Annotated in this window: 13 protein-coding genes and 1 riboswitch; of the genes, 8 read left to right on the forward strand and 5 right to left on the reverse strand. The window is 63.6% G+C overall.

The features are described from left to right. Positions 1–12 precede the first annotated feature (12 nt). The 5 genes from FDM28_RS11470 to FDM28_RS11490 all read left to right on the forward strand — a co-directional run bounded on the left by FDM28_RS11470 (position 13) and on the right by FDM28_RS11490 (position 5,321). Positions 13–804: an alpha/beta fold hydrolase gene (locus FDM28_RS11470; RefSeq protein ID WP_240791990.1), complete on the forward strand. Its 792-nt coding sequence runs from the start codon at positions 13–15 to the stop codon at positions 802–804. After that, positions 801–2,405: a cobyric acid synthase gene (locus FDM28_RS11475; protein ID WP_138515324.1), complete on the forward strand. Its 1,605-nt coding sequence runs from the start codon at positions 801–803 to the stop codon at positions 2,403–2,405. Before FDM28_RS11470 ends, FDM28_RS11475 begins: the two co-directional genes overlap by 4 nt. Before the next feature lie 51 nt (positions 2,406–2,456). Continuing rightward, a riboswitch (cobalamin riboswitch) is annotated at positions 2,457–2,646 on the forward strand. Positions 2,647–2,691: 45 nt separating this feature from the next. Further along, positions 2,692–3,864, forward strand: coding sequence for a nicotinate-nucleotide--dimethylbenzimidazole phosphoribosyltransferase (gene cobT, locus FDM28_RS11480; RefSeq protein WP_138515325.1), 1,173 nt, complete (start codon positions 2,692–2,694; stop codon positions 3,862–3,864). 18 nt (positions 3,865–3,882) lie between these two features. Then, positions 3,883–4,764: an adenosylcobinamide-GDP ribazoletransferase gene (locus FDM28_RS11485; RefSeq protein WP_138515326.1), complete on the forward strand. Its 882-nt coding sequence runs from the start codon at positions 3,883–3,885 to the stop codon at positions 4,762–4,764. After that, positions 4,761–5,321: a histidine phosphatase family protein gene (locus FDM28_RS11490; protein ID WP_138515327.1), complete on the forward strand. Its 561-nt coding sequence runs from the start codon at positions 4,761–4,763 to the stop codon at positions 5,319–5,321. The genes FDM28_RS11485 and FDM28_RS11490 overlap by 4 nt, the downstream gene beginning before the upstream one ends. Before the next feature lie 23 nt (positions 5,322–5,344). Here FDM28_RS11490 and FDM28_RS11495 read toward each other — a convergent pair whose 3' ends face one another. From FDM28_RS11495 to FDM28_RS11505, 3 genes are read right to left on the reverse strand one after another with little or no spacing between them, the layout of a single operon-like run. Further along, the gene (locus tag FDM28_RS11495; RefSeq protein WP_138515328.1) at positions 5,345–6,163 is read right to left on the reverse strand and encodes an HDOD domain-containing protein; all 819 of its coding nucleotides are present in this window, start codon (positions 6,161–6,163) and stop codon (positions 5,345–5,347) included. A gap of 25 nt (positions 6,164–6,188) precedes the next feature. Beyond that, positions 6,189–6,833 carry an endonuclease III gene (nth, locus tag FDM28_RS11500; RefSeq protein WP_138515329.1) on the reverse strand — a complete coding sequence of 215 codons (645 nt, stop codon included), beginning with the start codon at positions 6,831–6,833 and terminating at the stop codon, positions 6,189–6,191. Next, positions 6,830–7,636 (reverse strand): HDOD domain-containing protein, encoded by an 807-nt coding sequence (locus FDM28_RS11505; protein ID WP_138515330.1) that lies wholly within the window; start codon positions 7,634–7,636, stop codon positions 6,830–6,832. The genes nth and FDM28_RS11505 overlap by 4 nt, the downstream gene beginning before the upstream one ends. Before the next feature lie 122 nt (positions 7,637–7,758). Here FDM28_RS11505 and FDM28_RS11510 point away from each other — a divergent pair, with 122 nt between their 5' ends. Continuing rightward, complete coding sequence (locus FDM28_RS11510) at positions 7,759–8,946, forward strand: aminotransferase-like domain-containing protein (RefSeq protein WP_138515331.1); 1,188 nt, start codon at positions 7,759–7,761, stop codon at positions 8,944–8,946. A 10-nt stretch (positions 8,947–8,956) separates the two neighbouring features. On the opposite strand, the gene FDM28_RS11515 is transcribed toward FDM28_RS11510, so the two are convergent. Continuing rightward, positions 8,957–9,565, reverse strand: coding sequence for a DNA-binding transcriptional response regulator (locus tag FDM28_RS11515; protein WP_138515332.1), 609 nt, complete (start codon positions 9,563–9,565; stop codon positions 8,957–8,959). An 87-nt stretch (positions 9,566–9,652) separates the two neighbouring features. Between FDM28_RS11515 and FDM28_RS11520 the strand changes: the two genes are divergently transcribed. Both FDM28_RS11520 and FDM28_RS11525 read left to right on the forward strand, forming a co-directional pair. Beyond that, positions 9,653–10,297 (forward strand): DsbA family oxidoreductase, encoded by a 645-nt coding sequence (locus FDM28_RS11520; protein ID WP_138515333.1) that lies wholly within the window; start codon positions 9,653–9,655, stop codon positions 10,295–10,297. An 18-nt stretch (positions 10,298–10,315) separates the two neighbouring features. After that, the gene (locus FDM28_RS11525; protein WP_138515334.1) at positions 10,316–11,911 is read left to right on the forward strand and encodes an alkaline phosphatase D family protein; all 1,596 of its coding nucleotides are present in this window, start codon (positions 10,316–10,318) and stop codon (positions 11,909–11,911) included. A 51-nt stretch (positions 11,912–11,962) separates the two neighbouring features. On the opposite strand, the gene serB is transcribed toward FDM28_RS11525, so the two are convergent. After that, positions 11,963–12,676 carry a phosphoserine phosphatase SerB gene (gene serB, locus FDM28_RS11530; protein WP_138515335.1) on the reverse strand — a complete coding sequence of 238 codons (714 nt, stop codon included), beginning with the start codon at positions 12,674–12,676 and terminating at the stop codon, positions 11,963–11,965. Positions 12,677–12,704 lie beyond the last annotated feature (28 nt).

Raw genomic sequence — 12,704 nt, forward strand, 5'->3', positions numbered from 1 at the left:
GAGAAACGCACCATGAAAATCCATTTACAGCGGCGCTGGCTTGTGGCGGGCCTCGCCAGCCTTTTGGTCGGCTGCCTTGCACCCGCCTGGGCCCAGCCCAAGCCCTGCGCCATGCTGCTGATGCACGGCAAATGGGGCCATCCCAACAACCTTGCGGCATTCGACCGGCAGATGGAGCCTGCGTGTGACACGCAGAGCATCGAAATGCCCTGGTCCCGCCGCCGCAATTACGACCAGCCCTACCCGGTGGCGATTGCCGAGATCGCTGCCCACGTGAAGGCGCTGCACGACAAGGGCTACGCCCGCGTGCTGCTGGCAGGGCACAGCTTTGGCGCGAATGCGGCCTTGGCCTACATGGCAACCCATGCGGATGCGGATGGCGTGATTGCCCTGGCGCCTGGGCACTCGCCCGCGTTCACCTACGGCAAGGGTATCGGCAAAGCGGCGGTGGACCAGGCGCGCCAGATGGTGGCCGAGGGCAAAGGCACCGACATGCTGGACATGGAAGACTTCAACCAAGGCAAATCGCGCCCCGTGCGCATGCGGGCCGATGTGCTGCTGAGTTACTTCGACCCCGAAGGCCTGGGGCACATGCCCCAGAGCGCGTCCATGTTCAAGAAAGCCGTGCCCTTCTTGTGGGTGATCGGTACCAAGGACCCCTTGTACCCGGCCGGTCCGTCTTACGCATTCGAGAAAGCCCCCGCGCACCCTGCCAGCCAATACCTTGTGGTGGAGGCCGACCACCTGGGCACACCGGAAGTCGCGGCGCCGCAGGTGCTGGCGTGGGTGAGGGCACTGCCATGACCGCCAAATGCATCATGGTGCTGGGCACCACCAGTGGCGCCGGCAAAAGCTGGGTCACCACGGCGCTGTGCCGTTACTACGCACGGCAAGGGCTCAAAGTGGTGCCTTTCAAGGCGCAAAACATGAGCAACAACGCCCGCGTCGTGTCCTCGGCCAGCGGGCAAGGGGAAATCGGCAGCGCGCAGTACTTTCAGGCACTGGCGGCCCGCACCGTGCCGGAAGTGCGCATGAACCCTCTGCTGCTCAAGCCCGAGCGCGACACCCACAGCCAAGTGGTGCTGATGGGGCAGGTGAGCCCCGAGCTGAGCGCCTTGCCCTGGCGCGGCCGCAGCCTGAAGGTGTGGCCGCAGATTGCCGCCGCCTTGGACGAGCTGCGTTCGGAAAACGATGTGGTGGTGATTGAAGGCGCCGGCTCGCCCGCCGAAATCAACCTCTCCAGCAGCGACGTGGTCAATATGCGCGTGGCCAAGCACGCCGACGCCGCCTGCCTGCTGGTGAGCGACATCGACAAGGGTGGCGCCTTTGCCCACCTCTATGGCACCTGGGCCTTGCTGCCGGAGGATGAGCGCCGCCTGATCAAAGGCTTTGTGCTCAACAAGTTCCGGGGGGATGCTTCTCTGCTGTCCCCCGCGCCGGAGCGCTTGCAGGAGCTGACCGGCGTGCCCACGGTAGCGGTGTTGCCCATGTGGTGGCAGCACGGGCTGCCCGAGGAAGACGGCGTGTTTGACGACCGCAGCGTGGCGCGCGGTTCGGTGGACCTGACGGTAGCGGTGATTGCCTACCCGCGTATGAGCAACTTGGATGAGTTTCAGCCGCTCAAGAACATTCCCGGTCTCAAGCTGCAGTGGGTGCGCAGCCCCTCCGAATTGGCGGGGCTGAAGGCTTCGGACTGGATCATCTTGCCGGGCTCCAAGCACACCAGTGGGGATTTGGCGTGGCTACGCACCCAAGGGCTGGATGCGGCGGTGGCGCGGCATGCAGGGCAGGGTGGGGCGGTGTTGGGGGTGTGTGGCGGGTTGCAGATGCTGGGCGAGGCCTTGATTGATCCGCATGGGATTGATGGCAATGCACCGGGGCTGGGGTTGTTGCCGCTGGTGACGGTGTTTGCGCAGGACAAGACGGTTCGGCACACATCCACCGCTTTTACCGAGGCGTTTTGCTCGCCCGCGCGGGGAGGCAAAGCCGGGGGGCTCATACTGCCAAACGCGCAGAAATCGCCCCCCGACTTCGCCTCCCCACGCTTGGTGGGTAGTTCTGACGATGCCTTGCAGCCCTCTTCTCCTTGGGCCGCGCTCGCTGGCGTAACTGTCTCCGGCTACGAGATTCACCATGGGCAAACGGCGCAGCATGCGGCTATGGCGGCGGCGGGCAACTTGGCGCAGGCGGTGTTGCCCGATGACTTGGGCTGGTGCAACGCGGCGGGCAATGTCATGGGGGTGTATTTGCACGGCATGTTGGAGGACGCGGCGGTGTTGCAGGCCTTGTTTGGCGCACGTTTGCAGGGCCGTGTGCCTACCTTGGACAGTGTGTTTGACGGCTTGGCCGATTACCTGGGCCAGCACTTTGCGCCCGGGGTGTTGGATGGCTTTTTGAAGCGCTGAGCCGGTTCTGTACCGGTGTGCTGGCATGCCCGGTGGGGCTTGTGGGCGCTGCTATGATGCGGCGCTTCAGGTGCCCCTTGCTACGGCTTGGGGAGAATCGGGAAGACGGTGTGAATCCGTCGCGTGCCCAACGCTGTAAGGATGATGACCCGCGCTCTATGCCACTGGCCGCCAAGGCCGGGAAGGCGCGCCGGGTCAGGTGATTCCGAGCCAGAAGACCGGCCTGATGTTTTTTTAGCGCAGCAAGGCCGGGCTGCGTTCCATTGATTCAGCACAGGGGAATGCCATGAATACATCGCCGGCGCACGCCGCATCGGGCTCGCACGCCCAAACTTCCGAAATTCAAAATGACATTGCAGCCGCTTGGGGCCTCGCTCTCGGGCGGACTGCCTTAGCCGATATTGCCGATCCGGCATTGACGCAAGCCTTGCAAGACACGCTCAACAACAAAACCAAGCCGCTGGGCTCGCTCGGGCGCCTGGAAGATGTGGCGCTGAAGATCGGGCAGATTTTGGGCACCACCACACCAGTGTTGGAGCAGCCGCAAATGGTGGTGTTCGCCGGGGACCATGGGCTCACGGCCCGCGGCATTTCGGCCTTTCCGAGTGACGTGACCTGGCAGATGGTGGAGAACTTTCTGGCCGGTGGCGCGGCGGTGAGCGTGCTCTCCAAGCAAAACGGCATCGCCTTGACGGTGGTGGACTGCGGCGTAAAACACGACTTTCTGGCGGGCTTGCCTGTAGGCGCCACGCGGCCCGGTCTGCAGGTGCGCAAGGCCCAGGGGGCCGAGCAGGGCACTGCGGATTCGTCTGCGCAGCCTGCGATGACTTCTGCCCAGCGCGACCAAGCGCTGCAGCACGGCATGGCACTGGTGAAGGGGCTGCCCGGCAATGCGCTTTTGCTGGGTGAAATGGGCATTGGCAACACATCTGCCGCGTCCATGCTGCTGGCGCGCCTGGGCGGGCTGGACATTGCGGTGTGCACCGGCGCCGGCACCGGCCTGGACGCGCCTGCGGTGCAGCGCAAAACCGGGGTGCTGCGCGAGGTGCTGGCCTTGCATGCCGGGGCAACCGCGCCGCTGGATGCGCTAGCGGCTTTTGGGGGCTTTGAGATCGCGACCATGGTGGGCGCGGTGTTGCAGGCGGCCCAGGAGCGGCGGGTGATTGTGGTGGATGGCTTCATCGCCACCAGCGCCATCGTGGTGGCGCATGCCTTGCAGCCGCATGTGTTGCAGCGCTGTGTGTTTGCCCACCGCTCGGGCGAGCGGGGCCATGAATTCATGCTGCAGCACCTGGGCGTGCAGGCGCTGCTGGACCTTGGCTTGCGCTTGGGCGAAGGCTCGGGCGCGGCGCTGGCCTGGCCGTTGCTGCAGTCAGCCTGCACCGTCCTGCGGGATATGGCGAGCTTTGCGTCTGCCGGTGTGTCTGAAAAAGCAGACGCTCCGGTGGCGGTGGGCTGAGCCCGGCGTACGCTCGCTATGCGCAGTTTCATTCGCCACTACCTGCTGGCCCTGCAGTTTTTCAGCCGCGTGCCGGTTACTGGGCGGCTAGCGGACTGGGTGGGCTTCAGCCCGGTCATGCTGCGCGCCAGTGCGGCGCACTTTCCCGGGGTCGGCTGGCTGGTGGGGGGCTCGGTGGCGTTCCTCACGTGGGGCTTGCTGGTGCTGTTACCCCCAGGGCCGTTCGCGCCCCTGGTGGCGGCCGCTTTGGGCACCGCCTGGAGCGTGGTGATGACCGGCGCCTTCCATGAAGACGGTTTGGCCGATGTGGCCGACGGCCTGGGCGGCAGCCTGAACCGCGAGCGCGCCTTGGAGATCATGAAGGACTCGCGCGTCGGCGCCTTCGGGGCCATTGCGGTCATGCTGGCGCTGCTGTGCAAAGTGGCACTTCTTGCCCTGCTGGGCTCGATCAGCACAGGCTTGATGGTGGCAGGCGCGTTTGCCGCCCATGTGGTGTCGCGCACCTGGCCGCTGCTGACCATCCGGCTGCTGCCGCATGTGGGGGAGGCTGCCCAGTCCAAGTCCAAGCCCTTGGCGGGCCAGATCAGCGGGGCTGCGCTAGCGGTCGCGCTTTTATGGTGTTTGGGGGCACTAGTGCTCGTGATATCTGCGCAAGCAGCTATGCTTTTAATAGCGAATAGCCCCTCCGGGGTGATGGCTTGTGCAGCTCTGTGGCTGGTTGCCGTGGTGTGCAGCGTGCTCGCTTGGGGCTGGATGCACCGCTGGTTTGCGCGGCGGCTGCAGGGCTTTACCGGCGATTGCCTGGGCGCGGCACAGCAGGTGTGCGAAATCGCGTTTTACCTGGGGCTGGCCCTGGCGAGCGGCCCCTTGATGCGTGTACTCCAGGGAGCTACTTTGTGAGCCTGTGGGTGGTGCGCCATGCGCGCCCTCTGGTGGCCGAGGGCACGTGCTACGGCCGGCTGGACATGCCCGCTGACTCGCAAGACACCGCGCGCGCGGCCACCGCCTTGGCCGCCGCGCTGCCACCGCAGGGCACAATTTTTTACTCTCCGCTACAAAGATGTGAGCAGCTTGCGCACGCGCTGTGTGCGCTACGGCCCGATTTGGCTTCAAATTGCATGCCCGACGCCCGCCTGATAGAGATGGATTTCGGCACCCACGAAGGGCAGGCCTGGGCCGCCATTCCCCACGCGCTGATGCAGGCCTGGACGGACGATTTTGCCCACCACCGGTTTGGTGGCGGCGAGTCGGTGCAGCAGTTCATGGCGCGTGTGGGTGCTGCGTGGGACGATTACCAGCAGCGCCTGCGCGATAGCCCTGGCTACGATGTGGTGTGGATCAGTCACGCCGGCGTGGCGCGTGCGGTGCAGCTGCTGTCCCAAGGGCAGCGGCAGGTGCTACAGGCAAAAAATTGGCCCCAAGAGGGGCCGGCGTTCGGGGAATGGCGCTGCTTTTGACCGCAGGCTACGCCAGCAACGAATCAGGTGAGTGAAGAAATGTCGCTGAAGGTTTCAGGGTCCGGCACGCTGGCGGCCAGAGCTTCGGCATCCAGCCCCAGGTAGTTGAGCACGGTGGGGGACGACGCCCGCACGGTAGCTTGCACCTGGGCCAGGTCGCTGCAGCGGTCGGCCCACAGGGCGGCCAGGTGCACCACCGCGCACAGGCGCGATTCGCTCACTGCGGCCAGCGCGTCGGCGCAGTTGCCCAAGGCTTGCACCACTTCTTCTGGGAAATCCCATCGGCGGGTCACTTCGCCGGTGATCTGGCCTTCGTCGTAGCCAATTTGGTCCCGCTCGCGCTGCCAGCGCTCACCGGGGGCGCAGGGGGCTCTTTCAATGGCGGGCATCACATCGGGGCTGTGCAGGGCAATCACCAGCTCGCCCAGGCGCAGCATCATGGCGGTGAGCCAGGCCTGCTGCTCGTCGACCTTGCACTGGCCGGCCAAAAATTTGGCGTAACCCGCGCACACCATGCTGTAGCGCCAGAACTCCAGGCGGTTCACGCTGTCGGGCAGCTTGAACACCTGCGCCATGCAAATGCCCAGCGCCCGCGCGCGGATTTGCGCCATGCCGACCACGCTCACGGCGTTGTCCAGCGTGGTCACCGAGCGCGACAAACCAAACAAGGCGCTGTTGGCCATGCGCAGCAGCGTGGTCGTCAGGGCGGGGTCTTTGGCGATGATGTCCCGCACCGTCACGACATCGGCATCCTCGTCATTGAGGGTGCGGATCAGCGCGTGGGCCGCTTCCGGCATCACGGGCAATTTGACGGTCTGGATAAAAGTGGTGATTTCCGGCATGAAGCTTTGCTGGTTACGGTGTCTGTCAGCCTGCGGGTGCAGGCGTCTTGAGTTTATATCCACACGCTTGATTTACGCTGCATTGCCAGCACAAAGGTTTGCGTGCCTGGCACACATAGCGGCCATGCAGGATCAGCCAGTGGTGGGCATCCACCAAAAACCGTTCGGGAATGCGTTTGAGCAGTTTTTGCTCTACCTCCAAAGGCGTTTTGCCCGGTGCCATGCCGGTGCGGTTGCCCAGGCGAAACAGGTGGGTGTCCACCGCCATGGTGGGCTGGCCAAAGGCCACGTTAAGCACCACATTGGCGGTTTTGCGCCCCACGCCAGGCAGGGCTTCGAGGGCCTCGCGCTCTGCGGGCACACGGCCGCCATGCAACTCCACCAGCATGCGGCAGGCCTCCATCAAATGTTTGGCTTTGCTGCGGTACAGGCCGATGGTTTTGATGTGGGCTTCCAGGCCTTCCTGTCCAAGATCGAGAATTTTTTGCGGCGTATTGACCACGGCGAACAGCTTGCGGGTGGCCTTGTTGACGCCCACATCGGTGGCCTGGGCGGACAACAACACGGCCGCCAACAACTCAAATACCGAGCTGAATTCCAGCTCGGTTTGGGGGTGAGGGTTGGCGGCCTGCAGGGTGGCGAAAAACTGGTCGATCTGGGCAGGTTTCACAGGTGGGTGATATTTACAAAACTGTCTTCTTTGGGAAATTTGGCGTGCAGCCAGTCGATGTCCAGCATGAGCGCGCCCAAAACGTCTGCGGGCAGTGTATCAATCACTTCGGGGCCGTTGTGGTCGGTTTCAGCCATCAGGCCGGCGAGATGCAATATGCCCGCCAGACGTGAGAAGCCGTGGGTGGTGACCGGCTCTGCCGACTGGGCCAAGGCCTGCACCATTTGCGGCGGAAAGTTCCAGCGCCGTGCCAGCTCGGAGGTGATTTGCCCTTCGGTAAAGCCCGTCAGGCGGGCTTCGCGCTGCCAGCGCACACCCGGGATGTGGGGCAGCTTTTCAATCTCTTGCAACACCTCCGGCTCGGCCTGCACGATCAGCAGCTCGCCCAAGCGCAGCATCATGCCGGTGAGCCAGGCTTGCTGGCCGTCCATGCCCAGGCCCGTGGCCAGCCACTGCGCGTAGCCGGCGCAGGCCATGCTGGTGCGCCAGAATTCCTGGCGGTCCAGGCCCGGAATGTCGGGAAACGCCTCACTCAGGCAGGCCCCCAGCGCTAAAGTACGCACCTTGCTCATGCCCACCATGCTGATGGCATCATCCAAGCTGCTGACGCCGCGCGGCAGCCCGAACTGGGCGCTGTTGGCCAGGCGCAGCAGCTTGGCGGACAGGGCCGGGTCTTTGGCGATGAGATCGCGAATGTGCGGGACGCTGGTGCTGTCATCATTCAGGGACTGAATGAGCGCATGCGCCACCTCGGACATGGAGGGCAATTTGACTGTTTCAAAGAACGCTGCGAGCTGGGTCATGGTGTCTCCTGGTTCGTCTGTCGGGCCGTTGTCGGAGACAATTTACTCCTACTTTTGCTGCTTGTGAATCTTGTTTTGTACTGACTATTAATAATTTTTTGTTTGAATTGTGAAATAAGAATATGCAATTTGCCGACCGTCTGAACAACGTAGAAACCTCCGCCATCCGTGAACTTTTCAAGCTGCTGGGCAAGCCCGGCATCATCAGCTTTGCCGGTGGTTTTCCTGACCCTGCCTTGTTTGATGTGGAGGGCATCCGCCAGGCAACCGACGCCGTGCTCACCGCCAACCCGGGCCCGGTACTGCAATACGGTGCCACCGAAGGCTGGCAACCCCTGCGCGAAGGCATTAGCCTGCACATGGCCGGCAAAGGCGCCACGGTGGCGCCGGACGGGCTGATCGTCACCACCGGCAGCCAGCAGGCGCTGGACCTGATCGGCAAAACCATGATTTCCCCTGGCGACAAAGTCATCATGGAGGCGCCTACCTTCTTGGCCACCATCCAGTGCTTCCGCCTTTATGGTGCGCAGGTGATTGGCGCCCCCATCGATGCGCATGGCGTGGATGTGGACAAGCTCGAAGCCTTGATCGAAGAACACAAACCCAAGCTGGTGTACCTGATTCCGTCCTTCGGCAACCCCAGCGGGGCGATGCTGAGCCTGGAACGCCGCAAGCGCATTCTGGAAATCGCCGCCCGTACCCAAACCCTGGTGGTGGAAGACGACCCCTACGGCGAGCTGTTTTTTGACCAAGCGCCTCCGCCCAGCCTGTTGGCCTTGAGTGACGAGGTGCCCGGCAGCCGCGAGTGGTTGGCGCATTGCGGCAGCTTCAGCAAAGTGCTGAGCCCCGGTTTGCGCGTGGGCTGGCTGATCGCGCCGCCTGCTTTGCTCAGCCGCGCCACCATGTGCAAGCAGTTCAGCGATGCCCATACCAGCAACCTGACCCAGGCCACCGCCGCCCATTACCTCACCCTGAACCGCTTGCCCACGGCGCTTGCAGCCGTGCGCACCACCTATGCAGAGCGGGCCCGTGTGATGGCGGCGTGCTTGCAATCGGAGTTGGGCGATGCGATTGCGTTTGACGCTCCGCAGGGCGGCATGTTCTTCTGGGCCCGTTTGACGGGCGCACACGGCAAGCCCACCCACGCGGGCGACTTTGCCAAGCGGGCTATCGACAAGCTGGTGGCGTTTGTGCCGGGCGCGCCGTTCTATGCCCATGACCCGGACCAGACGACCCTGCGCCTGAGCTTTGCCACGGCGGACGTGGCCAAGATTCAAGAGGGTATTGCCCGCCTGGGGCAGGCGCTGTAAGCGCCTGCTGCTACAGTTTTCGGAGCTTGGTGGCCGGCAGCATGCCCGGCGTGCTGTCGAGCTGCACCAGCAGCTCGACACGCCGGAAGATCACGTAGCGCACCCGGTCGCGGGTGCCTTGGTAGTCCACCAGATCGCCTGCCTTGAGCGTGGGGGTGTCAGGCACCAGAGGCGCGGTGGGGGCCATGCGGGGGCGGCGGTAGCCAGGCATGCGCCGGCCGACCTCGTGGTTGTCCCGGCCCCATTGCTCCAGGGCTTTGCCCATGGCGGATTGCATGTCGTGCACGCCAAAAGGCTTTTCCAACTGAAACATCGCGCCCTGGTGACGTGCGGTGTCGTTCAATTCGGGGTGGAGTTGGGTGCTCATCAGCGCCCAGCGAAGATCGGGGTTGAGGGCTTTGAGTTCTTGCACCAGGGCCACTGCGTTTAAGGCACTTTTGGCAAAACAGTCGGTCAGCAAAAAGTGCGGTGCCTGCTCCTTGGCCGCAGCCAAGGCAGACTGCGGATCGCGGCTGGTGTGCACCCACGCCGCCTCAAAGCCGTAGCTCACGAGCAGGTTTTTGACAAAGGTTTGTAATGCAGGGCTGCTGTCGGCAACCAAAAAACGCACAGCGGACATGATTTGGTGATTTAAGTGGCAAAAACGTTGTAATTGTAAACTTTGTTTTATGCCGCTTGCGCAAGTTTTTTAACTATTTAAATATTTATGACCCAGCGATTGAAAATCGATTTTGTTTCCGATGTCTCCTGCCCTTGGTGTGCCATCGGCCTGCAGTCGCTGGAAACCGCGCTGAGCCGCCTGGGTGGCGAGGTGGAGGTGGATTTGCAGTTCCAACCCTTTGAGTTGAATCCGCAAATGGTGCCCGAGGGCGAAGACGTCACCGAGCACCTGAGCAAAAAATACGGCTCCACGCCCGAGCAGGCCGCTGCTGCCCGCGAAAACATCCGCGCGCGGGGTGAGGCCTTGGGCTTCACCTTCAACATGGACAAGCGCGCCCGCATCTACAACACGTTTGACGCGCACCGCCTGCTGCACTGGGCCGAAGACACCGGCCTGCAAACCGCGCTCAAAAAAGCGCTGTTCAAGGCCTATTTCACCGATGGCAAGGACCCGAGCCAGCATACGGTGCTGGTGGAGGCGGCTGAATCGGTGGGTTTGTCGGGTGACGAGGCACGCGCCGTGCTGGCAGGCGATGAGTTTGCCGACGCGGTGCGGGAGCAAGAGCAGTTTTACCTGAATGCCGGCATTCACTCGGTGCCGGCCGTGGTCATCAACGACCGGCATTTGATCTCCGGTGGGCAGCCGCCGGAAGTGTTTGAGCAGGCATTGCGCCAGATCGCTGCGGAGTAGGCGAACCGCATATTCACCATGGCGGCGGACACCCCATCGTTCCTCGACCGGCGCCGTGTGCTGGCGATGGCAGGTGCCATTGCCGGGGGCTTGTGGCTGCCGGATCGTTCCCGCGCCCAGCCCCGTTTCGCGAGTGACCCGTTTGCATTGGGCGTAGCCAGTGGCTCGCCGCGGCACGATTCGGTGGTGCTGTGGACACGGTTGGTACAGGCGCAAGCCGCTGATTCCGCCCCGTGGGGCTCGGCCCCGGTGGCCGTGCGCTGGGAGGTGGCGCATGACGAAGGCTTCCAGCGCATGGTGCAAGCCGGCTCGGTGGATGCCGTGCCGGAACTGGCGCACTCAGTACACGTAGAAGTGCAGGGCCTGGAGCCGGACCGCTGGTATTTCTACCGCTTTCAGGTCGGGCATGCCGTGAGTGCTACCGGGCGCACCCGCACCTTTCCTGCGCCGGGTGCGGTGGCGCAGAAGCTGCGCTTGGCCTATGCGTCCTGCCAGCATTGGGAGCACGGCTTTTACAGCGCTTACCGGCACATGCGCGCTGAAAACCTCGATGCGGTGATGTTCCTGGGCGACTACATCTACGAGTACGGTGGCAGCAGCAAGTCTGTGCGGCGCGTGCCCACCAACGCCACTATCTCTTTGGATGACTACCGCGCCCGCTATGCGCTGTACAAAAGTGACGTTGATCTGCAGGCCATGCACGCTGCCTGCCCGTGGATCATGACTTGGGACGACCACGAGGTGCAGAACGATTACGCCGGCGGAGTGCAAGGCACCTTCGGGCCGGAGGTGCCGGACTTTGCCGCACGTCGTCTGGCGGCTTACCAGGCCTATTACGAACACATGCCCTTGCGGGCTTCGGTGTTGCAAAAGGCGATGGCGGGTGTGATGCAAACCGGCAGCGAGTTGCGCTTGTATGACCGCGTGGCTTTTGGCCGGTTGGCGGTGCTGCACACCCTGGACGATCGCCAATACCGCGACCGGCAGGCCTGTACCAAAGGCGGGGCATTCGGCTCCAGCGGGGTGAATCCTGTGGCCTGCGCCAGCTGGAATGATCCCGCCCGTACCTTGCTCGGAATGGAGCAGGAGCGCTGGCTGGATCAGTGTTTGGCCACCGGCGGCGCCACCTGGAGTGTGATCGCCCAGCAAACCGTGTTCGGGCAGCGGGACTTCAAGTCCGGTGACGGCCTGGTGCTGCACAACGACGGGTGGGACGGCTACGCGCCCGCACGCACCCGTCTTACCCAGGCCTTGCAGCGCTACAAGGTCAGCAACCCGGTGTTTCTGGGCGGCGATGTGCACTCCAATTGGGTGGGGCACGTCAAAGCCGATTACGCGCGGCCGGACAGCCAAGCGGTGGGGGTGGAGTTCTGCGGTACCAGCATCACCTCCCGCGGTGGGGACAACAAGGGTTTGGCGGAGGTGTTGGCCGAGAACCCGCACTTCGTCATGGCCGACCGTGAGCGGCGCGGTTATGGGGTGGCGGAGTTCACCCCGCAACAGCTCAGCGTGCGCTTGCGGGTGGTGGATGACGCAACCCGCGCAGACAGCGGAATCAGCACGCTGGCCGCTTTTGTGGTGGAGCAGGGGCAGCCCACGGTCCACAGCGCCTGAGGGACTTCGGCCAAGCGTCCCAACCGCCTCCTCAAGGTCTTTAGCAGACCATCAGGCCTTTAGAACTTCCAACAGGCGGTCCAAGCCGCCCTCGTTGATCGCTACCTGCGCTTGCTCGCGCACGGCAGGCTTGGCGTGGTAGGCCACCGACAGGCCCGCAGCGCCCATCATGGGCAGGTCGTTGGCGCCGTCACCCATGGCGATGCACTGATCGGGGCGGATGTTCATCAGCGACGCGACTTCCAGTAATGTGCGGCGTTTTTCGGCGCCGTCGCAAATATCGCCCCAGGCCTGCTGCACCAAAGCCCCGGTGAGCGCGCCGTTTTCGATTTGCAGGGCGTTGGAGCGCATGAAGTCAATGCCCAGCAGCTCGCACACATGCGAGGCAAAGTAGGTGAAGCCGCCGCTTACCAGCAGCACCTTCAGCCCCGATTGTTTGCAGGCAGCGACCAGCGCAGCCGCACCGGGGTTCAGCCGCAGTCGCTCGGTCTTGACGGCGTGCAGGTCGGCCTCGGTCACGCCCTGCAGCAGGGCCAGACGGCGGCGCAGGCTGTCTTTAAAGTCGGTGATCTCGCCGCGCATGGCGGCTTCGGTGATGGCGGCCACCTGGGCTTTGCGGCCCACGGCATCGGCAATCTCGTCGATGCACTCGATGTTGATGAGGGTCGAGTCCATGTCAAACGCGATGAGCTTGTAGTCGCTCAAACGCAGCGAGGCAGGCAGGTTTTGGACGACGAGGCCGGGGGAGAGTTCGGTACTGGGCATAAAGTTATTTGCTATAAATTTAATAGCT

This window comes from Rhodoferax bucti (genome assembly GCF_005876985.1).
In the GTDB taxonomy this organism is placed as follows: Bacteria; Pseudomonadota; Gammaproteobacteria; order Burkholderiales; family Burkholderiaceae_C; genus Allorhodoferax; species Allorhodoferax bucti.